Source organism: Nocardia sp. 348MFTsu5.1, assembly GCF_000383535.1.
Classification (GTDB): Bacteria; Actinomycetota; Actinomycetes; order Mycobacteriales; family Mycobacteriaceae; genus Williamsia; species Williamsia faeni.
Map to the genome: position 1 here is coordinate 87,467 of NZ_KB911520.1, position 20,632 is coordinate 108,098.

Genomic DNA, 20,632 nt, shown 5'->3' on the forward strand with positions numbered 1-20,632 from the left:
GTCGTTTGCAAGCTTAGCCAGCCCCCCATCGCGCCGTTGACGCTAACGCATCGCCCCACCCCGCTCGGCGAGTACACAACCCAGTCGCTCCGCCCGAGCCGCCCAGTTGTCTCCCGCTCCGACCCTCCGCACTCCTATCCCATCGAGCAGTTTGGCCGCCGCCCACTGCAGCGGAAGCTGACGGGCCGTCTCCGCCGCGTCGGCAACGCGTCCGGCCCGTTCCCCGGCCTCCTGGACGTCACCGGACGCCGCTGCAGCGGCCGCGCCGATCAATTCGGTCTTGATCCGATGACGTAGCGACGGACCGGCCACTGCGATCACCTGGGCAGCGGCCGCATGTTCGACGGCCGCCGCCGGGTCTGATGTGTACATGGCGAGCTCGGCCCGCACCCAGCGCCATCGCAGATCCAGCCGCTGTCCCCAGATCCAGGCCACCTCGTCGCCGGCGGGAACCGTGTCGCGATCACCGAGGATTTGCTCCACCCGACCGAGTAGGAGGTCCGCAGCCCCGAACATGCCCCGTCCGAGGTTGTCTGCGGCCAATCCCGTCAGTGCGTCGCACCGGGCTGCCGCCACCTCAGGGTCGCCCAGATCCCCCTGGCCCACGATATATAGGGCGGCACCGTCATGGACCGCCGCGCGATGGTGACGCCCGCCCTGCCGCAGGTGAGCCGCGCGTGTGCTCGCTGCCAGCGACCTGAGCACCGGACCACAATTGCTGTCCTCCATCCGACGCAACTCGGTCGCCGCAACAGCATAAAAGCCCTGCCCACCGAGCGAAACCGCCCGCAACCACCTCGTCCACGGGTCGTGGGCCGGCAGTATGGCGTTCGCGCTCGCGCTGCCGCCGAACGCAATGGCGGGTAGTGTGATCTGCATCGCTCTCCTGGCTCGGGAAGTTCGAATTAGCGCAGATTTAACTTACCGGCGCCGGCCCAAACGTCGACTCGATGTCAACGACAGATGGCCGCATTGTTTCCTCCAGGTTAATCGGCAACAGTTTCCGCGTGCCTTCGTAACGCGCCAGATCCGCGATACTGACGTACGCGTTGATCGCATTCACTGCCCGTGAACTGCACTGATTGCATTCAGCCCAACCTCTGACATCACAAATTCCCCACACCAGCCATGGTGACTCCGTTAAACGAATGGTTAACACAGATCTAACTTATCCATTCGGCAGCCCCCAAATATCGGGCTATTGACTCCATTTCACCCGTTTGCATACGGTGTGCAGGACGACGAGGAAAAACGTCGAATCGGTTTCATAAAGCTCACAATTAAGCCGCAAAGGCACGTCAAAGAGGAGCAAGCATATGCCTCAACCAAACCACCTCCCAGGACCCAACGCCGACGTCTGGGATTGGCAGATGAAGGGCCTGTGCCGCGGAATCGACTCGTCGATGTTCTTCCACCCGGACGGCGAACGCGGTCGGGCCAGGGCCCAACGTGAGCGTCGTGCAAAGGAACTCTGCCACCAGTGCCCGGTCGTAGCGCATTGCCGTGAACACGCACTGGCCGTGGCAGAGCCCTATGGGATCTGGGGCGGACTCTCCGAGTCCGAGCGCGGGATCTTGATGAAGCGCGGCGTCGGACGCCGCATCGCGAGCTGAGAGCCGCGGCGCACCCACAAGTGAACAGCAGACAACATCGTGATGTCGGCTAATTGAAATCAGTCTGAATACAATTCTTTTCAGGTGTGGTTTCAGTGGAATATCAATTCAGAACCAGACAAAACAACGGTGCCCCGGCTGATTCCAGCCGGGGCACCGTTGTCGGTCGGGGCACCAATGCCCCTGCGTTCACGAATCAGTGAGCGTGTCCGTGATGACCGTGTCCGCCGCCGGCAGGTGCGTCGGCGGGCTTCTCGGTGATCGTGCTCTCGGTGGTCAGCACCATCCGCGCCACAGAAGCAGCGTTGACGATGGCCGAACGGGTCACCTTCACCGGATCCACGACGCCATCGGCGAGCAGATCACCGTAGGTCAGGGTGCCGGCGTTGAAACCGTGTCCACGGGGCAGCTCGGCAACCTTGGAGACCACCACGGCGCCATCGGCACCGGCGTTGCTCGCAATCCAGAACAGCGGTGCCTGAGCAGCCTTCTGGACCACACGGACGCCGAGAGCCTCATCACCTTCGAGGCTGTCCGCGAGATCGTCGAGCACAGCCGCAGCGGCCTGCACGATGGCGGATCCACCACCGGGAACGATGCCTTCTTCGACAGCGGCCTTGGCCGCGTGAACCGCATCCTCGACCCGGTGCTTACGCTCCTTGAGTGCGGTTTCGGTGGCCGCGCCGACCCGGATGACCGCGATGCCACCGGCGAGCTTGGCCAGCCGCTCGGCGAGCTTCTCCTTATCCCAGTCCGAATCACTGGCCTCGATCTCACGACGAAGCTGATCGGCCCGGTTGGCGATGGCCTCGGTGGTGCCGGCACCGTCGACGATGGTGGTCGAATCCTTGGTGACCACGATCCGGCGGGCACTGCCCAGCAGATCGACTCCGGCATCGGCGAGGGTGATGCCGATGTCCGAGGTGATGACGGTTCCGTCGGTGACCACGGCCAGATCCTCGAGGAATGCCTTGCGTCGATCACCGAAGTACGGGGCCTTGACGGCCACCGCGCGGATCGTCTTGCGGATCGAGTTCACGACCAGCGTCGAGAGCGGTTCACCCTCGACGTCCTCGGCGAGGATCAGGACCGACTTGCCGGTCTCGACGATCTTTTCCAGCAACGGAAGGAAATCGGGCAGTGAGCTGATCTTGTCGCGATAGATGAGGACCAGCGCGTCTTCGAGGACGGCTTCCTGGCTGTCGATGTCGTTGACGAAGTACGGCGACAGGTATCCCTTGTCGAACTGCACACCTTCGGTGACTTCCAGGTCCGTGATCAGACCCGAGCTCTCCTCGACGGTGACGACACCGTCGACACCGACACGATCCATTGCGCGTCCGACCATCTCGCCGACCTCTTCGTCACGCGAGGAGACGGTGGCGACCTGTGCGATGGCCTTGGCTCCCTCGACGGGGGTCGCGGCGGCGATCAGGGCGTCGGACAACGCATCGGCGGCTTTGCCGATACCCGTTCCGAGTGCGATCGGGTTGGCGCCGGCGGCAACGTTGCGCAGGCCTGCCTTGACGATCGCCTGTGCCAGCACGGTCGCGGTGGTGGTGCCGTCACCGGCAACATCGTTGGTCTTGGTGGCAACGGACTTGACGAGCTGCGCACCGAGGTTCTCGAACGGGTCCTCGAGGTCGATCTCACGGGCGATGGTGACTCCGTCGTTGGTAACGGTGGGTCCGCCGAATGCCTTGGCCAGCACCACATGCCGACCGCGGGGTCCCAAGGTCACCTTGACCGCGTCGGCCAGGTGATTGACGCCGCGTTCGAGCGAGCGCCGGGCCTCGTCGTTGTATTCGATCTGCTTGGCCATAGGTGTTGTGGCTCCTAGAAAGTAAGTGAACGTATAACGAAACCGCCCCGGCAACCCCGCAGGGGGACGCCGGGGCGGTGATCCAATTCAGGTTCGATTGCTCGAGACCCGGTGAATTACTTGGAGACGACTGCCAGCACGTCACGCGCGGACAGGATCAGGTACTCCTGGCCGGAGTACTTGATCTCGGTGCCGCCGTACTTGCTGTAGATGACGGTGTCGCCTTCTTTGACGTCGACCGGGATCCGGTTGCCCTGCTCGTTCACGCGTCCTTCGCCAACGGCGACAACGGTGCCTTCCTGCGGCTTTTCTTTCGCCGTTTCCGGGATGACCAGGCCGGACGCAGTCGTCGTTTCGGCCTCGATGGCCTGGACGAGGATCTTGTCCTCAAGCGGCTTGATGTTCACGCTCGCCACGATGTGAGCCCTCCACTTTCGGGGTAGTTCGGGCCCGAAGCGGACCCGTAGGTGTATTGCACGTATACGGCGCCTGGATCGGTCCCGTCGTCGCGGGTGCCGGAACCGAACTGGGTGCCGACTAGCACTCTATACATGCGAGTGCCAGCACTCAAGGCCCGAGGGTGCAAGTGTCTCAAGCTGCGACCGCCACCGTCCGCCGTCGACCGGCGAGGATCACGCCGACCGAGGTCACCAAGGCGACCACCGTCAGGATGGCGATCACCGTGATCGCCGGGACCATCCCGCCGATGAGTTCCCCCGGCGCACCGGGTTCGGAACTGCGCAGCATCGCCGTGGTCACCGCCATCATCAGAGCACCACCGATCTGGGTGCTGGTGTTCACCAGGCCGGACGCCAGGCCCTGCTCCTCATCGGCGACACCTGCCGTGGCCTGCGAGTTCACCGAGGGAAAGGTGACCGCAAAACCCGCCCCGAGGAAAAGCACTGTGGGTAGCAGGAAGACCACATAGTTCATCCCGGGCTCTACCTGCAGGAACCACAGATAGCCGATCAGGAAGGCCACGAACCCGCCCGAGATCAGGAGTTTGGTGTCGACGCGGTCGAGCACCCGATCCATGAACAACGCACTGGCCACGACCAGGATCCCGGCCGGCAGGAAGCCCAGCGCCATCTGCATCGGCGACCAACCCAGTGAATCCTGGAGGTAGAGCGTGACCACGAACTGGAACGCGACGTACCCGCCGAACATCGCGGCGGCCGAGAAGTTGGCGTGGACAAGCGCGATCGAACGCAGAATCCCGAGCCGCACCAACGGGTGCCGATGGCGTATCTCGATACCCACGAATCCGGCGGCCAGGAGCGCAGCAACCACGAACAAAATGATCGTCGACGGCGCCAGCCATCCCACTTCGGGAGCCTGGACCACGGCGTACACCAGGGTGAGCAGCGCCGCGGTGGACGTGATCGCACCGAGGGCGTCGAATTGCGACCAACTGAAGTTCGTCGGCGCCGACTTCGGGATCACCCTGGCACCGACAACCAGGAGCAGCAGCGCCACCGGACCCGGGAAGATCAACGTTGCACGCCAGGACAATTCGGTGAGCAATCCACCGAACACCAGGCCCAGCGAAAATCCGCTGGCACCGCAGACGGTGTAGATGGACAACGCCTTGTTACGGGCGGGGCCCTCGGTAAATGTGGTGGTGATGATCGACAGCCCGGCCGGAACCGTGAACGCAGCGGCCACACCTTTGACGAACCTCAGGGCGATGATCAAACTGTTGATCTCGGTGGCCGCGCTGATCACCGAGGCCACACCGAACACCGCGAGGGCGGTCAGGAACACTTTCCGTCTGCCGAGCAGGTCGCTCGCGCGGCCGCCGAGCAGGAGCAGACCGCCGTATCCCAGCACGTAGGCACTGACGATCCATTGCAGTTGCGATTGGTCCATGCCGAGGTCGGACCCCATGGACGGCAGGGCAACCCCCACCATCGAGACGTCGAGTCCGTCGAGGAACAGTGCTCCCGCGAGGACAACCAGAAGTAGCCAGGTCTTTCGGCTCCACCCACCGGCAGAGGTCACTTGGTCGGGCGGCACTCCGAAATCGGTGAGACGCGGTTGCGCAGTCTTTCGGTTCAGGTCAACAGACATGGGAGAAACTATATGCACTTGCATCTTATCTGTCTACATAAAATGCGTATACATTTAATGTCATTGCATGTGATACACTGCGACCATGTCCCACCCGCACCGAAGCGACGACGAGCTGGCGCAGGCCTGGCACGCGCTGTCGGTGCGCTATCACAGACTGCAGTGCGACCTCGACCGCGAACTACAAGCCAGTCAACAGATCTCGAGCAGCGAGTTCGAAGTCCTCGAACTCCTCGCCACCGCCGACAACTGCAAGTTGCGGATGAGTGAACTGTCCCGCCAGGTCCATCTGAGCCAGAGCGCGTTGTCCCGACTGGTGTCCGGCCTGGAGAAAGACGGACTCGTCGAGCGGACGATGTGCACCAACGACCGCCGGTCGGTGTTCACCGAACTGACCGGTTCCGGCCGCACCCGATACGAGGCCGCGAAACCGGTACAACGCGCCATCCTCCGCGCCGAGGCCGGCGAGGACAGTTCCGGATCACTGTGCAGTGCAGCAGAACTGGATACGCCTGCCAAGTCTCGATAGCGGCGCCGCCCGATCAGCGCCGCCGAGCGACCACAAGTAGTTCAACACCGGGTAGTTCGATCCCATCGGCGTTCTGATACTGGACGACGGATTCTCGGAGCCTGCCGCGCAGCGACTCCCTGACCTCTGGCGCCAAATTTTTGACGATCGCGACAACCGGTCCCGATATTGCCGTGATATGACCCCACCATTGCTCGAAATCTTCTGCGACATAGGGATTATCGACATCAGTGAGCGTGACGTCCAGAAATCCTGCCCCGTCGACCAATCCGGTCAGTGCGGACTTGTCGGCGAGTGAAAACGGTCCCGGGACACCCGGTGGTGGTACCTCGAAACCCAACTCGGTGGCAACGGCATCCAACATCAGGCCGAGCCACGGGTTCCTGTCTCGCGCCGCCCAGACCGAGACAGCCATCCGGCCACCGGGTTTCAGCACGCGATGAATCTCGGTGAGAGCGCGTCCGGGGTCGACCGCGAACATCAGCCCCTCCCGGCAGAGCACCGCATCAAAAGTGCCATCGGGCATCTCGATCTGTTCGATGTCGAGCACTGCGGTCGCGACATTGGTGACACCCAATTGCTTTGTCCGGTTGACTGCGACCTCAACCATGTCGGGTGCCACATCGGACATCGTGACCATCCCGTCCGGACCTACCCGCCGCGCTGCCGCGATACCCGCGGCACCGGTTCCGCAGGCGAGTTCGAGGACTCGATCTCCGGGCGACAGGGCGAGCCCGTCGAGCATGAGCTCGGCAACAATCGATCCGCGTTCCTCGATGTCGTCGACCTGCGCGGCCCATCCTCCGGCCACCGAGTTCCACACCGCATGGACCTGATTGCGCAACGGACCGATATCCTCGTGCTCGCTCATCGTGGCCTCCCGCCGACTACACGAGAATGCGCCCAATCGGCGTTGTTGTCACGGATCCGGCGGCACAAATGTCTCCGCGATGGACTGACCGACGGTGGTTCAGTAGGTGCTGACCTGCACCGACAGGCCCGGATCGGTCGCAACGGTCAACGCGGACGGCGCTGCTCCACCGGCGATGACATGTGCGCCGAGGGTGGCGATCATGACGCCGTTGTCGGTACACAGGCGTGGCTTAGGGATCCGCAGCGTGATGCCCGCGGCCTCACACCGCTCCTGGGCCATCGACCGGATCCGAGAGTTGGCCGTCGCCCCACCGCCGAGCACCAGGGTGTCGACACCGACGTCGCCGCAGGCCCGGATCGCCTTCATCGTCAACACATCGGCAACGGCTTCCTGGAACGACGCGGCGATGTCGGGGACCGACGGCTCGGCACCGTCACGACGACACTTCTCCACGTACCGTGCGACTGCGGTCTTGAGCCCGCTGAACGAGAAGTCGTGGCGGGCATCGCGCGGCCCGGTCATACCACGTGGGAACTTGATCGCCTGCGGATCACCATGTGCGGCAGCCGCATCCAGCGCCGGACCACCCGGAAATCCCAGGCCGAGAAGCCGGGCGACCTTGTCGAAGGCCTCCCCCGCCGCATCGTCGACCGTGGTGCCGAGTTCGGTGATGGGAGCCCCCAGATCGGTGACGTGGAGCAGATGTGTGTGTCCGCCCGAGACCAGCAATGCGACACAGGGTGGCATCGGCCCGTGCTCGAGGGTGTCGACCGCCACGTGACCACCGAGGTGGTTGACCGCATAGAGCGGAACATCCCACGCCGCGGCGTAACCCTTCGCCGCCGCCACCCCGACCAGCAACGCGCCGGCGAGGCCGGGCCCGATGGTCACCGCAATGGCGTCCGGCACCTTGATGTCGGCTGCGTCCAGCGCCCGCCGCATGGTCGGCACAATCGCTTCCAGATGTGCACGGGATGCCACTTCCGGGACCACACCGCCGTAGCGGGCATGCTCTTCGACACTGGATGCAACCTCGTCGGCGAGCAGCGTGGTGGTCTGATCGGGGTTCCACCGGACGATGCCGACCCCGGTCTCATCGCACGAACTCTCGATACCCATGACGATCATTGCGAATCTCCCGACTGTGTCGTGTCACCGATCGCCGGGCGTCGCATGGTGTACGCGTCGGCGCCACTGGGCTGATAGTAACCGCGGCGAACGCCGATCTCGTCGAATCCGTTGCGGCGATACAGATCGATGGCGGTCTCGTTGTCGGTCCGGACTTCGAGGAACACCGGTGCCTTTCGGCTGTCCGCGATCTCGAGCAATGTCGCGAGCAATGCCCGACCGTGCCCGCGGCCCTGGAATTCCGGGTCGACGGCGATGGTGTGGATCTCGCACTCCAGGTCACCGTCGAGCCCGAGCACGGAGATCCCGGCATAGCCGATCAATGTCTCGCCGTCTCGCACTGCGAAGTAATGATTATGTGGCGCAAGGATTTCCGAACGGAATGCCTCGGCGGGCCACGGCGAATCCCCCTCGAACAGCAGCGCTTCGATCCTGGCGCATCGAGCCGAATCCCGGGCGACGAGCGGACCGATCATTTCTTCCGGTCCTTGAGTTCCACGGCGTCGGGACGGCGGAGATACAACGGGATCAACGGTTTCGGAGCAACACCCGACAACAGGTCGGGCAGTGCCACCGACACGAGTCCCACCGCGGTCGGTGCGGTCGGGGTGAGCACCGGGTATTCGAAAAGGCTTGTGTGACTCGGTGAGCCCACGCTTGCGTCGATCGACTCACCGACCAGGCCGGCACCGAGTTCGGCCGGCGCCACCACGTCGGGCCCGTGGGTCCGGACGCCCTGGGCATAGCGCGCCCAGTAGACCTCGCGACGACGGGCATCGGTCACCACCAGCAGCGAGGCGACATCGGTGGCCTGCGCAGCGATGGCGTCGAGTGAACACACCCCGTGGACCGGCAAACCCAGCGCGTCACCGAACGCGGCGCCGGTGGCCAGGCCCACGCGCAATCCGGTGAAGGGTCCGGGGCCCTGACCGACAACCACGGCATCGAGATCGGATCGCGCCAGCCCGGCCTCGTCGAGGCATTCCAGGATTCTGGTGGTGAGGATCTCGGCGTGACCACGCGTTGTCACCTCGCTGCGCTGCGCGCGGACCGTGGGCGCCTCACCTATTTCTGCGGTCACTTCAACGATCCCGGTCACAACCTCGGGAGTGGCGGTATCGATGGCGAGCACAAGCACGATGAGCCAGCCTACCCGCCTCCCGATGATGTGCCGTTTTGGCGGAGCTCACCTGGGCTTTTGTTCGCCAAAACACCACATCATCGGGGGTGGGAGTCGATCCAGCCGTAGGTTGCGGTGCGTTCGTCGGTGTCGACGTCGCGGGACAGCCGAACCAGCAGATGCCGGCGGCTCAACCGTTCGGCCACACCCTCACCCCATTCGACCACCACAACGGAATCGTCGAGGTCGGTGTCGAGGTCGAGTGCATCGAGCTCGTCGAGGCCGCCGAGGCGATAGGCGTCGACGTGGATCATGCCCGGCCGACCATCGGCACCTGCCCGGTGCTGACGGGCGATGATGAACGTGGGCGACGACACCCTCCCGATCACGCCGAGTCCGGCACCGATACCGCGGGCCAGTGCGGTTTTGCCGGCCCCGAGCGGTCCGTCGAGGATCACCACGTCACCGGCGGCGAGGTCTGCCGCGAGTTCGCGGCCGAACGCCTCCGTGTCGGCGACGTCCGGCAAGGTGCACTGATGTGGCAGGACCGGGTTCATGGCTGCCAGACCCGCTCGACCAGCGCCTCGATGGCGTCGGTGATGACATCCGGGTTCTCCAGCATCACCATGTGCCCGCAATCCGCGACCCCGACCAGCTCGCATCCCGAACCCAACCGGTTGTGGAGCTCGACCGAGTTCGGCAACGGCGTGACCTTGTCCTCATAACCGCAGGCAACGAGAGTGGGAATCCCGGAAAGGACTGCGAGTCCGGAGGTTTCATCGTGTTCCTCGAGTGCGCGCAGGAAGTTGACGACGGTATCGATCCGGGTCCGCTGAATGACCGACTCCACGAACTCACTCACCGCCGGCGAATGAAACGTCGAACCGAAACTTCCGGCCGTCAACACCGGCGCCATCAGCATCCTGGTCAACCCGCGGCCGGCTTCCACCGCACGCGGCGCCCGCCTGACGGACGTCCGGAATGCGTCGACCAGCGGATTCTGCAGACCCCGTCCCAGCCCCACCTCCGCGATGCCGTGCGCCGCCGACGCCACCAACCCGACACCGAGCACCCTCGTTCCGAACAGTTCCGGTCGACGGCTCGCCAGTGCCATGACCGCCATCCCGCCCATCGAATGGCCCATCAGGACAACAGGACCGGTGGGAACCACAGTGCGCAGGACCGCTTCGAGGTCCGCGGCCATCTGAGTGATGGTGCACGACCCGGGCGAGGCCTGTCCGGACTCCCCGTGCCCGCGATGATCGAAGAAGATCATCCGAACGTCACCGCCCCAGCGCTTTTCGAGGTCGCGCCGCTGGAAATGCCAGGTCGACATCCGGAGACAGAATCCGTGGACGAACACCACCGTCAACGGCGCGTCGGCCGGACCGACTTCCCGAACAGCAAGCGGCACACCATCGTCGGCAACCACAATGCTGGCGTGATCGCTGTAGATCAGGCCGAAATCCTCGATCGAGTTCGGGTCGGGAGTGGTGGGTTTCCTTCGCGTCAGAGAGCGGGCCGCGGCTCCGATGGCCACTGCGCCCAGCGTCGCGACACCCGCTGTCCCGGCCAGGATCTCAAGCCGTCCCGATCGCTCCATCAGACCACCTCACCGGTGATCGGACCGGAGACGTAGGTGCGCACTGCGCGGCCACGGATCCCCGAGACGATCTCGTAGTCGATGGTGCCGATGGCTTCTGCCCATTCCAGCGCGGTCGGGCCGTCGCCGGCGCCGGTACCGAACAGCACAGCTCGGTCCCCCGCGCTCACCCCCGCGGGGTTCTGGCCGAGGTCGACCACCATCTGGTCCATACAGATACGACCCACGTTGCGATACCGATGTCCGTTGATCTGAACGCTCAGCATGTTCGACAACAACCTCGGCACACCGTCTGCGTACCCGGCCGGGAGCAGCGCAACGTTGGTGTCGTTCGGGGCAACCCAGCTGTGGCTATATGAAACACCTTGTCCTGCTGGAATCTTCTTGACCGACAGCACCTCGGCCGACAGTGTCATCACCGGGACCAACCCGAAGTCGCCCAACTCGGGTATCGGTGAGCGCCCGTAGACGGCGATTCCGGGACGCACGAGGTCGCGGGCCAGATCTGGACGCGTCAGGGTGGCCGCCGAATTCGCTATGTGCCGCACGGCAACCGGAGCCCCCACCCGGGCCAGGTCGTCAGCCGCCTCGTCGAGGCGCTCGGTCTGCAGATCGTTGAGGGGATGATCGGGTTCGTCAGCACGCACGAGATGACTCATCACACCGTGCATCGTGATCACCTGCTCGGCAACGGCTTTTGCCAGCGCATCCCTGGTGTCGTCCCATTCGGTGATGTGCACGCCATTGCGGGCCAGACCCGTGTCGACCTTCACCGTCACCGACGCGGTGCGTCCGGCGGCACGCGCCGCGGCCACCACCGCATCGAGCTCCCGGGAGGAAGAGACGCCCAGTTGGACGTCGGCCTCGATGGCCGAGCCGAAGTCGGCATTGCCGCCGTGCAACCAGGCGAGCACCGGCGCGGTGATGCCGGCGCGGCGCAGTTCGAGCGCCTCACCGATCGTTGTCACACCCAGCTGGGCGGCACCCGCGGCCAGGGCAGCGCGCCCGACCTCGACGGCGCCGTGGCCGTAACCATCGGCCTTCACCACGGCGACGATCCCGGCGCTGGTGTGCGCGCGCAGGACGCCGATGTTGTGCGACACCGCTGAAAGGTCGATCCGTGCTTCGAGTGCCGGAGTGTTCATCACGTCCCATTCTTTCACCTGCGGCCGCCCAACAGTGCACGCAAGGTCGGTAAGAGGGCCTTGAGCAGGGCTGATGCCCCGATCGGTGCCGCGTCACCCGACGCGGTGCGTGCCGCCAGGGCGTGCACCCGCGCTGCGGCCGCCGCGGCGAGCGTTGTGTCGATCCCGGCCGCGAGCAGGCTTCCCGCGACACCGGAAAGGATGTCCCCGGCGCCCGCTGTCGCCGCCCAGGACGACCGGGCATCGTTGACCAGGGTGAATCCGTCTGCGTCCGCAATCACCGTCGCCCGCCCTTTGAGAAGGACCGTCGCCTGTAGTTCGGCAGCCAGCTCGCGAACGGCGGCGATCCGATCGGGACCCGGCACCGATCCGGTCAGGCGGGCGAACTCGCCGGCATGTGGGGTCAGCAGTGTCGGTGCATCGCGGACCGTGACCAGATCGCGGTGGGCCGCGAGGAGTGTGAGTCCGTCGGCATCGATCAGGACGGGCAGATCGGTCGACAACACGTACGCCAGCCGCCGCAGCCCGGCCTCGTCGGTGCCGGCACCGGGACCCACCACCCAGGCCTGCACGGTCCCGGCGTCCTCGGGTTCGTCGGCGACCACGGTTTCGGGGAACTGCGCCAACACATGTGGGCCGGCACCGCCCGCGTACCTGACCATGCCCGACGTCGCCGACACCGCGGCCCCGGTACACAACACTCCGGCGCCCGGGTACCGCGCCGAGCCGGCGATGATCCCGACCACACCCTGGCTGTATTTGTCGTCGGCCGGCCCGGGAATCGGCCAGAGCGCCGCCACGTCGTCGTCGGTGAGCTGACTGATCGACGGCTCGCCGGCATCTATACCGATGTCCGCCACCACAATCCGGCCACACTGCGGCGCTGCCATCACGTGCGCGATCCGTGCGGCGCCGAACGTCACCGTGACCGCGGCCTTGACCGCGGGGGTATTGACGTACCCGGTGTCGGCGTCGACGCCGGAGGGCAGGTCCACCGAGATGATCGGCGCCTCGCAGGCGGCGAGAACGTCTGCCGCCGCAGGTCGCAAGGGACCGGTTCCGCTGAGACCAACGATACCGTCGATGATCAGATCAACTGTGTCGGAAAGCTTTTCGACGATCACACCACCGGACTTGCGATACGCGGCCAGGCCGGCGGTATGCGTGCGCTCACCCCCGAGGAGGACCGCTTGCACCCGCACCCCGCGACGACGGAGTTCGGCCGCCGCGTACAGCGCGTCACCGCCGTTGTCGCCCGAGCCGGCGACAACGCCGACGGATCGGCCGTAGCATCCGCCACAGCGGGATTTCAGTTCGGCGACAACCACTCCGGCGACCGCATGTGCGGCCCGGCGCATCAACACACCATTGGCCAACAGATCACCGGTGGCCTCCTCGGCCACCCGGATCCGTTCGGCGCTGAAATAGTTGATCATCGCCTGCGAACCTCGACCTACTCGACGGTGACAGATTTGGCCAGGTTGCGTGGCTTGTCCACGTCGTAGCCCCGCGCCTGTGCGACCGCGGCGGCGAATACCTGAAGCGGCACAGTCGAAACCAGCGGCTGCAACAGTGTCGGTGTCTGCGGGATCCGGATCAGGTGGTCGGCGACATCGACCACCGACTCGTCACCATCTTCGGCGATGACGATGGTGGTTGCGCCACGTGCCTGGATCTCGCGGATGTTGCTGATCATCTTCGAGTGCAGCACAGCACGTCCGGTCAGCGACGGCATCACGATGATGACGGGCAGGTCGTCTTCGATCAGCGCGATCGGGCCGTGCTTGAGTTCACCGGCGGCAAACCCTTCGGCATGGATGTACGCCAGCTCCTTGAGCTTGAGTGCGCCCTCGAGCGCCACCGGGTAGCCGACGTGGCGGCCCAGGAACAGCACGGTGTCGCAGCCCGCGAGGTCGCGGCCAAGTGCGCGAACCGGTTCCATGGTCTCCAGCACCTTGCTGACCAGTGCCGGCATGGCTTCCAGGGCAGCGAACTCTCTGGCCACCTCGTCGGGATATTTGGTACCGCGGGCCTGCGCCAGAGCCAGGCCGACCAGGTAGGTCGCGGTGATCTGCGCCAGGAAGCATTTGGTGGAAGCAACGCCGATCTCGGGTCCGGCGTGGGTGTAGAGCACCGCGTCGGATTCCCGCGGGATCTGCGCACCGTTGGTGTTACAGATCGCCAGCACCTTGGCCTTCTGGTCCTTGGCATGCCGGACCGCTTCCAGGGTGTCGGCCGTCTCCCCCGACTGCGAGATGGCGACCACCAGAGTCGAACGATCCAGCACCGGATCCCGGTACCGGAACTCACTGGCCAGTTCGACCTCGACCGGAAGGCGGGTCCAGTGCTCGATCGCGTACTTCGACAGCAATCCGGCGTGGTAGGCGGTACCGCAGGCGACCACAAAGACCTTGTCGATGTCGCGCAGGTCGTCGTCGGTCAGGCGCTGCTCGTCGAGGACGATCCGCCCGTTCTCGAAGTGGCCGAGAAGGGTGTCGGCGAGCGCCTGCGGCTGCTCGGCGATCTCCTTCAACATGAAGTAGTCGTAGCCGCCCTTTTCCGCGGCAGCGAGGTCCCAGTCGATATGGAACGGCTTGCCCGGTGCGGCGTTTCCTTCGAAATCGGTGATCAGGTAGTTGTCGGCCGTGATGACCACGACCTGGTCCTGTCCTAGCTCGACCGCGTCGCGAGTGTGCTCGATGAATGCGGCCACATCCGAGCCGACGAACATCTCGCCGTCACCCACACCGACAACCAACGGAGTCGACCGGCGCGCGGCCACGATCGTATCGGGGTGATCGGCGTGCGTGAACACGAGCGTGAACGCCCCGTCGAGCCTCGCGAGGACTGCATACGCACTGGCCACGAAGTCGCCCGCGGTGGGGCCGGAGGCATATTGCAGGTGGATCAGGTGCACAGCGGTCTCGGTGTCGGTATCCGACGAGAACTCGATACCGGCCTGCTCCACCTCGCCACGCAGCGCGGCGAAGTTCTCGATGATCCCGTTGTGGACCACAGCGATCTTGCCGTCGATGCTGGTGTGCGGATGCGCATTGCGGTCGGTGGGCCGACCGTGGGTTGCCCATCGGGTGTGCCCGATGCCGGTGGTGCCGGCAAACGACTCGCGGCCGATCGCGGCGAGTTCCTTGTCGAGATTCTCCAGGCGACCGGCCTTCTTCTCGACTGCAGCGTTGCCCGCGCCGTCCAAAATCGCGACCCCGGCCGAGTCGTACCCGCGGTATTCCATCCGCCGCAGCGCCTCGACAACAACCTCGAGGGCATCGCGTTTGCCCACGTATCCGACGATTCCACACATAGTGCTACAGGGTACTTGCCACGTACGGCAGGAGTGAATCGCCGATCTCCCGATGCTGCCCGCCACCGGATTTCTGATGCGGACACCTTCGGGAAGACTCGAAGTGGCCGGACAACGGCCTACTGCCGTTGGTCGGGGTGATCACCTAGAGTCAGACCGTGGCCAATCCCAAGAAGCTTCTTTCGCAGCTGTCCAGAACGGGACCGCACAAGGTTCTGCGCGGTGACATGGCGATTGTCGGGCTGCCCGGAACCATCTACACACCCGCCGAAGGCAAAGACCTCGCCGGCATCGCATTCGGACACGGGTGGATGACCGGAGCAAAGCAGTACTACAAGACCCTCGCGCATCTGGCGTCGTGGGGCATCGTCGCGGCCGCGCCGTCCACCGAGAAGGGCATGCTGGGTTCGGACGAGGGACTCGCCGCCGACCTCGAGACAGCGCTGGCCGTGATCAGTCAGGTCCGGCTCGGCACCGGCCGCATCACGGTGAACAAGCATCGCCTCGGACTGGTCGGACACGGTTTCGGTGCGGGGGCGGCCACGCTCGCCGCCTCCCGGAGTGATCGTGCGAAGGCTCTGGCCGCGCTGTATCCCGCGCCGACCAGCAAAGCGGTCCTGCCGGCTGCCGAAGCGATCCGGATCCCGACGATGATCCTGACCGCACCGGGCGAACTCGAGTCGATGACCTCGAACTCGCTGGCGTTGCGCCGCGCACTGCCGGCCGAGGCCAATCCGGTCTTGCGCATGGTGCCCAAGGCCGACAATCGTGGCTTGGCCGAAGGATTCAGCATTCGTGGAACCCTCGGCGCCGGTGGAAACAGCAAGGCCACCCAGCGCGCCACCCGCGGCGTCCTCACCGGATTCCTGTTGCATCAGCTGACCGGCGACAAGACCTACTCCGCGTTCAGCGAGCCCGAAGGTGTACTTGGCAAGCTGCACACCGTCGATCCCGAATCGTTGCCGCCGGGCACCGAGGACGTCATCGACCCGCTCACCAGGTTGCTTCGCAAGTAGTCGCCGCCCGGGCAACCTCAGCGGTCGGACAGCCAACCGCTCTCGTAGGACGAGTCACCACCCACGGTGTCCACGGGGTCATCATCGGCCGTCGTTGCGTCTGCGGCGGTGCGGGTCTCGTCGGCAGCGCCGCCCGCCGTATCGGATATCGGAGCCGGACCGGACATCGGACTGTGCGGACTGAGGTCGATGTCGTCGGCCGGCAACAGAATCGCACCGCCCCGGGCGACCGATTCCCTGGTGACACCGCGACGATGTCGGTCGTCTTCTGCCCGAACACGCACCCGTTCACCGAATACGGCCATCTGTTGGTCGTAAGTCTTTGTGGCAGAGTCGGTTTTACGTCGCGCCGCGGACACGATCTCATCGAACAGATCGACGACGCTCATTGCTCACCTGCCAATGCCAGCTGCCCATCCTCCGGTGGCGGGCCCGCGTCGTCGGGCGCAGACGATTGTGGCGACACGGCCGTGTTCGGGTTCGGGGAGTTGTCACTCACTCCAGGGGTCCGGTGTGTGAACCCCGGCACGGGCAGGGCCGGGCTCTGAGGCGACACCTCCGGACCCGGTGCCACCTCTCCCGGTTCGACGGGCGGACACGGTGTTTCGCTCGCTGTCGGCGGAACGACGCGACCATCGAGCGCAGCCTCCGCATCAGGTTCGACATCAACCTGCACGCCTTGCGTTTCGACTGTGGGTTCGGAACCGTCCTGCCCGGTTGCCACGACCTCTCCGGTACCCACCTCCGGCGCACCGATCGACCCATCGGGCCGTACTTCGAGCACGTGCGTTTCGGCATCGCCACCTGCCCCGGTCACCGTGAGATTCACCGACGCGCCATCCGGACCCGCTGCGATTTCGATGACCTTGTCCCCCAGCGTGATCGAGGCAGTCGCATCCAATGATCCGTCGACCGCGGCGGGCCCTGCCGAATCTCCCACCGGTGCCGTGTCGATCATCCCGCCGACCGACAGGCCGCCCTGCGCGACCACCGTGGTGATCGCTTCGGCCAATCCGGTGACTGCTGCGGACGCGATGGTGCCGACAACGCCGAGCAGCGGACCCAGGAGTTCGGACGCTGACTCCCCCGCCAGCCCACCCGAGAAAGTCCCGGCACCCTGGGTCATCGGACCACCACTGGCGACCGGGGTGGCGCCGGACTGAGCCCCGCTGCCCGCTAGGGTCCCACCGCCCGCCGGTGTCCCGCCACGTACCGGTTGGTCCCCGCTACATTGCTGATCCGATGGTGCATCGGCCACACCGGTGAGTTGACCGACCGGCCCGGATCCAGTCGCTGGATAGTCGGAGGTGTCGACCTCGGCCATGGCCGTGCACAGACCCGAGAGGATCGCTTCGATGGCCTCGTCGCAGGCGCTCACCGCAGTCCCGAACAGCTCCACGGTCGCCGCGATCGCTCCCCGGAGTTCGGTGTGGTGTGCAATGCAGGCCATCGTCATCTTCAGCCACAACGTGATCGGTACGCCGAGCAGATTGTGCGGGTCGATCCCGGCGATGCAGGTGTACTGGATGAAGCGTGCGACGTCGATGCAGTCTGCCGCGACCAGCATCCCGGTGCCGATCCCCGAGATCGCGGCCAGATCAGCCTCCGCCCGCGGCAGAATCGATTGGAGTTGTTGCTGTGCAACGATTCCGGAGCCATCCGGCCACGAACAGGCCAGTGCACCGTGCTGCTGCTTCTGTACGTCGACCTGCGAGGCCAGCGTGGCATGCAGTTGTTGCATCACCGCGCCGTCGGCGCGCAGTTGCGCCGTGCTGAGGTCATCCGTCTGGCAGAAACGGCCTTCAAAGACCGAGAACTCGGGAAAATCTGTGATCCCGAGGCGCGAAGCCAACGGCGCGACGTGCGCAAAGAACTCGAGTCCGGATTTGGCAACCTCACGTGCAGTGGCCAGTTCGAACTGCAGATCAGCACCGGTGCCTGGCCCCTTACCCACGACCGGCTTTCGCTTCGACTATCGACCGGCCATTCGCCCGGTCCTGTCCGTCCAAGGTGTCGGCGGCATCGACCAGACCGTCACCGAACTGCCGCGCCGATTGCGCCAGCTTTCTCACACTCTGCGCGATCGCCAGCAATCCCTCGGAGTAGGCGAGCTCGTGGTGCCCGTATCGACTCCCGAGGTGCGCAGCCATATCGCACTCGCCCAAACCCGTACACGCAACATCGGCCAGATGCGCGGTGTCCCCGAAGACACCGCCGACACGACGTATCTCCGGCGGATCGATCCAGGTCTGACTCCCCATGGTCACCTCCCGCCAGGTTGGACGCACCGGGCCCGAGTCCGGTTCCGCGGATCGCGACTTCGGTCTGCAACCACACTCAGCCCGGGAAACGGCGATGTCCGCGTCCCGAGAACTCGGGACGCGGACATCAAACAAGCGAAGTGCAGGACCTACGCGGACCTAGGCGCCAAACAACACTCCTGCGTTGTCGATGAGGAACTGGAAGATGTCCAGCCACGCGAACTCAAATGTCGAGGTCATAGTGAATTACCCTTCGTAGTTGTGGGCGGAATGCATTCCCCCACAGCGACATACATAATTCGGAAGCGGCCTGGGTCTAAACCGATATCCGACCATAATGTTTCACAGCCAGACATATCTGTCACGACGAGAACGCGATCAATAGCCGACCTAGCCATCCGAACGACGGTAATCAGCAATTCATCGAAAAATTCCTTGCACAATGAAGGGAGACTGTATCAATGCAGGCCAGAGGTCTACCGAGGGATAAACAACCATAGACACAATTGCCCGTCCCGGTATATCAACATTCTTATCAACAGTCACAAACCGGACAAAACGCAACGCTGCGATGACCCCGACATCGGGGACACCAATTCCGAAAACCCCCGGCCCGGAGCATGAATAGGCCTGCAGAAATTCGTTGAATAGACCAATATATGCGTGCGCAAGAATAATTACCGAAGTGTTTACACCTCGTTCGAATCAACCGAGTCACCCAGACTAATTGTGATCTACATCACATACCGCAGATAGCGGCCACGTCGCCGGTGAAAGGTCGGCTGTCAGGCAGCCTCGACGACCGCCGCAATCCGCTCTGCGACCGACTGTGCCTGCTCTGCGGTGGCGGCCTCGACCATCACCCGGACCAACTGCTCGGTTCCGGACGGACGGAGGAGCACGCGCCCGGTGGCACCGAGTTCGCCTTCGGCGAGGGCAACCGCCTGTTTGACCGACTCTGCTTGTGCAACGACATTCTTGTCGGCCACCCGGACGTTGATCAGCACCTGCGGGAGCGCGTGCATGATCGACGCCAGCTCGGCCAATGATTTGCCGGTGGAAGCCATGCGGTCCATCAGCGCGAGACCGGTCAGGATGCCGTCGCCGGTGGTGCCGTAGGACGGGATGACGACGTGGCCGGACTGTTCACCGCCGAGGGCGTAGCCACCGGCCCGGAGTTCTTCGAGTACATAGCGATCACCGACACCGGTGGTGCGGACCGCGATTCCGGCCTCGGTCATCGCCAGGTGCAGTCCGAGGTTGCTCATGACAGTGGCCACGAGGGTGTTGTCGGAGAGGGTGCCGGCGTCCTTCATGGAGGTGGCGAGCACCGCCATGATGGCATCGCCGTCGACGATCTCACCGGTTGCATCCACTGCCAGGCAGCGGTCGGCATCGCCGTCGTGGGCCAGTCCGAGATCGGCACCGTATTCCCGGACCGCGGCCTGAACCTGATCCAAATGTGTTGACCCACAACCATCGTTGATGTTGTTGCCATCGGGATCGGCACTGATCGCGATCACCGTGGCACCGGCCGTGCGGTAGGCGCGCGGTGCGGCCAGATAGGCGGCGCCGTGGGCGCAGTCGACCACCACGGTCACGGGATTGAGGCTCGTATGGACGATCCCGGCCAAGTGCCGGAGATAGACGTCCAGTGCGTCGTCGGCATCACGAACGCGGCCGACGTCTTCACCGGTCGGACGCTGCACTGCAGCGTCGAGCGCTGATTCGATGGCGTCTTCGGCTGCGTCGGCCAGCTTGTGGCCCCCGGGGCCGAAGAACTTGATCCCGTTGTCGGGCATCGGATTGTGCGAGGCCGAGATCATGACACCGAACGCGGCGTCGTAGTGGTCGGTGAGGTAGGCGACGGCCGGTGTGGGCACCACGCCGACGCGCAGGGCATCGACACCTGCTGCGGTCAGTCCGGCGCACACGGCTGCCTCGAGCATCTCCCCCGATGCCCTGGTGTCACGGCCGACGACGGCGACCGGTCGCCCGGACCCGCTGCGTGCCGACGCGAGTACTCGCGCTCCGGCCTGTGCCAGTGATAGTGCCAGTTCCGGTGTCAGGTCGGCGTTCGCCAGTCCCCGAACACCATCTGTGCCGAACAGGTGCCCCATAAACCTTCCTCAGTT

At 64.8% G+C, this 20,632-nt stretch carries 20 protein-coding genes; 3 read left to right on the plus strand and 17 right to left on the minus strand.

From position 1 onward, the window contains the following. Positions 1 to 42: 42 nt before the first annotated feature. Positions 43 to 879 carry a hypothetical protein gene (locus H290_RS29375; protein WP_020108745.1) on the minus strand — a complete coding sequence of 279 codons (837 nt, stop codon included), beginning with the start codon at positions 877 to 879 and terminating at the stop codon, positions 43 to 45. A 437-nt stretch (positions 880 to 1,316) separates the two neighbouring features. Here H290_RS29375 and H290_RS0120695 point away from each other — a divergent pair, with 437 nt between their 5' ends. Continuing rightward, a complete protein-coding gene (locus H290_RS0120695; protein WP_028463466.1) occupies positions 1,317 to 1,613 on the plus strand; it encodes a WhiB family transcriptional regulator in 297 nt (98 codons plus the stop codon). Positions 1,614 to 1,809: 196 nt separating this feature from the next. Here the strand turns inward: H290_RS0120695 and groL are convergent, their stop codons facing one another. The 3 genes from groL to H290_RS0120710 all read right to left on the minus strand — a co-directional run bounded on the left by groL (position 1,810) and on the right by H290_RS0120710 (position 5,505). Next, positions 1,810 to 3,435, minus strand: a complete 1,626-nt coding sequence (gene groL, locus H290_RS0120700; protein WP_020108748.1) for a chaperonin GroEL — start codon at positions 3,433 to 3,435, stop codon at positions 1,810 to 1,812. 116 nt (positions 3,436 to 3,551) lie between these two features. Further along, positions 3,552 to 3,851 (minus strand): co-chaperone GroES, encoded by a 300-nt coding sequence (gene groES, locus H290_RS0120705; protein ID WP_020108749.1) that lies wholly within the window; start codon positions 3,849 to 3,851, stop codon positions 3,552 to 3,554. A 175-nt stretch (positions 3,852 to 4,026) separates the two neighbouring features. Continuing rightward, a complete protein-coding gene (locus H290_RS0120710) occupies positions 4,027 to 5,505 on the minus strand; it encodes an MFS transporter (RefSeq protein ID WP_231373787.1) in 1,479 nt (492 codons plus the stop codon). An 85-nt stretch (positions 5,506 to 5,590) separates the two neighbouring features. Here H290_RS0120710 and H290_RS0120715 point away from each other — a divergent pair, with 85 nt between their 5' ends. Then, entirely contained in the window at positions 5,591 to 6,034 is a 444-nt protein-coding gene (locus H290_RS0120715) for a MarR family winged helix-turn-helix transcriptional regulator (RefSeq protein WP_020108751.1), read from the plus strand. A gap of 13 nt (positions 6,035 to 6,047) precedes the next feature. On the opposite strand, the gene H290_RS0120720 is transcribed toward H290_RS0120715, so the two are convergent. The 9 genes from H290_RS0120720 to glmS form a co-directional block, all read right to left on the minus strand. Further along, the gene (locus H290_RS0120720; protein ID WP_020108752.1) at positions 6,048 to 6,905 is read right to left on the minus strand and encodes a class I SAM-dependent methyltransferase; all 858 of its coding nucleotides are present in this window, start codon (positions 6,903 to 6,905) and stop codon (positions 6,048 to 6,050) included. A gap of 99 nt (positions 6,906 to 7,004) precedes the next feature. Beyond that, positions 7,005 to 8,036 carry a tRNA (adenosine(37)-N6)-threonylcarbamoyltransferase complex transferase subunit TsaD gene (gene tsaD / locus H290_RS0120725; RefSeq protein ID WP_020108753.1) on the minus strand — a complete coding sequence of 344 codons (1,032 nt, stop codon included), beginning with the start codon at positions 8,034 to 8,036 and terminating at the stop codon, positions 7,005 to 7,007. Continuing rightward, entirely contained in the window at positions 8,033 to 8,512 is a 480-nt protein-coding gene (gene rimI, locus H290_RS0120730; RefSeq protein WP_020108754.1) for a ribosomal protein S18-alanine N-acetyltransferase, read from the minus strand. Before rimI ends, tsaD begins: the two co-directional genes overlap by 4 nt. Continuing rightward, positions 8,509 to 9,174, minus strand: coding sequence for a tRNA (adenosine(37)-N6)-threonylcarbamoyltransferase complex dimerization subunit type 1 TsaB (tsaB, locus tag H290_RS0120735; protein ID WP_020108755.1), 666 nt, complete (start codon positions 9,172 to 9,174; stop codon positions 8,509 to 8,511). Before tsaB ends, rimI begins: the two co-directional genes overlap by 4 nt. An 80-nt stretch (positions 9,175 to 9,254) precedes the next feature. Further along, complete coding sequence (gene tsaE / locus H290_RS0120740; RefSeq protein WP_020108756.1) at positions 9,255 to 9,713, minus strand: tRNA (adenosine(37)-N6)-threonylcarbamoyltransferase complex ATPase subunit type 1 TsaE; 459 nt, start codon at positions 9,711 to 9,713, stop codon at positions 9,255 to 9,257. Then, complete coding sequence (locus H290_RS0120745; RefSeq protein WP_020108757.1) at positions 9,710 to 10,759, minus strand: alpha/beta fold hydrolase; 1,050 nt, start codon at positions 10,757 to 10,759, stop codon at positions 9,710 to 9,712. Before H290_RS0120745 ends, tsaE begins: the two co-directional genes overlap by 4 nt. Beyond that, complete coding sequence (alr, locus tag H290_RS0120750; protein WP_028463469.1) at positions 10,759 to 11,904, minus strand: alanine racemase; 1,146 nt, start codon at positions 11,902 to 11,904, stop codon at positions 10,759 to 10,761. The genes H290_RS0120745 and alr overlap by 1 nt, the downstream gene beginning before the upstream one ends. A 14-nt stretch (positions 11,905 to 11,918) precedes the next feature. Then, positions 11,919 to 13,340: a bifunctional ADP-dependent NAD(P)H-hydrate dehydratase/NAD(P)H-hydrate epimerase gene (locus H290_RS0120755; protein WP_020108759.1), complete on the minus strand. Its 1,422-nt coding sequence runs from the start codon at positions 13,338 to 13,340 to the stop codon at positions 11,919 to 11,921. A 17-nt stretch (positions 13,341 to 13,357) separates the two neighbouring features. Then, on the minus strand, positions 13,358 to 15,220 hold the full coding sequence (glmS, locus tag H290_RS0120760) for a glutamine--fructose-6-phosphate transaminase (isomerizing) (RefSeq protein WP_020108760.1): 1,863 nt from the start codon (positions 15,218 to 15,220) through the stop codon (positions 13,358 to 13,360). Positions 15,221 to 15,378: 158 nt separating this feature from the next. On the opposite strand from glmS, the gene H290_RS0120765 reads away from it, so the two are divergent. After that, positions 15,379 to 16,236, plus strand: coding sequence for a dienelactone hydrolase family protein (locus tag H290_RS0120765; RefSeq protein WP_020108761.1), 858 nt, complete (start codon positions 15,379 to 15,381; stop codon positions 16,234 to 16,236). 17 nt (positions 16,237 to 16,253) lie between these two features. Here the strand turns inward: H290_RS0120765 and H290_RS0120770 are convergent, their stop codons facing one another. From H290_RS0120770 to glmM, 4 genes are all read right to left on the minus strand, one after another. Continuing rightward, positions 16,254 to 16,625, minus strand: a complete 372-nt coding sequence (locus H290_RS0120770) for a hypothetical protein (protein WP_020108762.1) — start codon at positions 16,623 to 16,625, stop codon at positions 16,254 to 16,256. Next, positions 16,622 to 18,190 carry a hypothetical protein gene (locus H290_RS0120775; RefSeq protein WP_020108763.1) on the minus strand — a complete coding sequence of 523 codons (1,569 nt, stop codon included), beginning with the start codon at positions 18,188 to 18,190 and terminating at the stop codon, positions 16,622 to 16,624. The genes H290_RS0120770 and H290_RS0120775 overlap by 4 nt, the downstream gene beginning before the upstream one ends. After that, positions 18,183 to 18,497 (minus strand): hypothetical protein, encoded by a 315-nt coding sequence (locus tag H290_RS0120780; RefSeq protein ID WP_155976969.1) that lies wholly within the window; start codon positions 18,495 to 18,497, stop codon positions 18,183 to 18,185. The genes H290_RS0120775 and H290_RS0120780 overlap by 8 nt, the downstream gene beginning before the upstream one ends. A gap of 785 nt (positions 18,498 to 19,282) precedes the next feature. Continuing rightward, positions 19,283 to 20,617: a phosphoglucosamine mutase gene (gene glmM, locus H290_RS0120790; RefSeq protein WP_020108765.1), complete on the minus strand. Its 1,335-nt coding sequence runs from the start codon at positions 20,615 to 20,617 to the stop codon at positions 19,283 to 19,285. Positions 20,618 to 20,632: the final 15 nt, after the last annotated feature.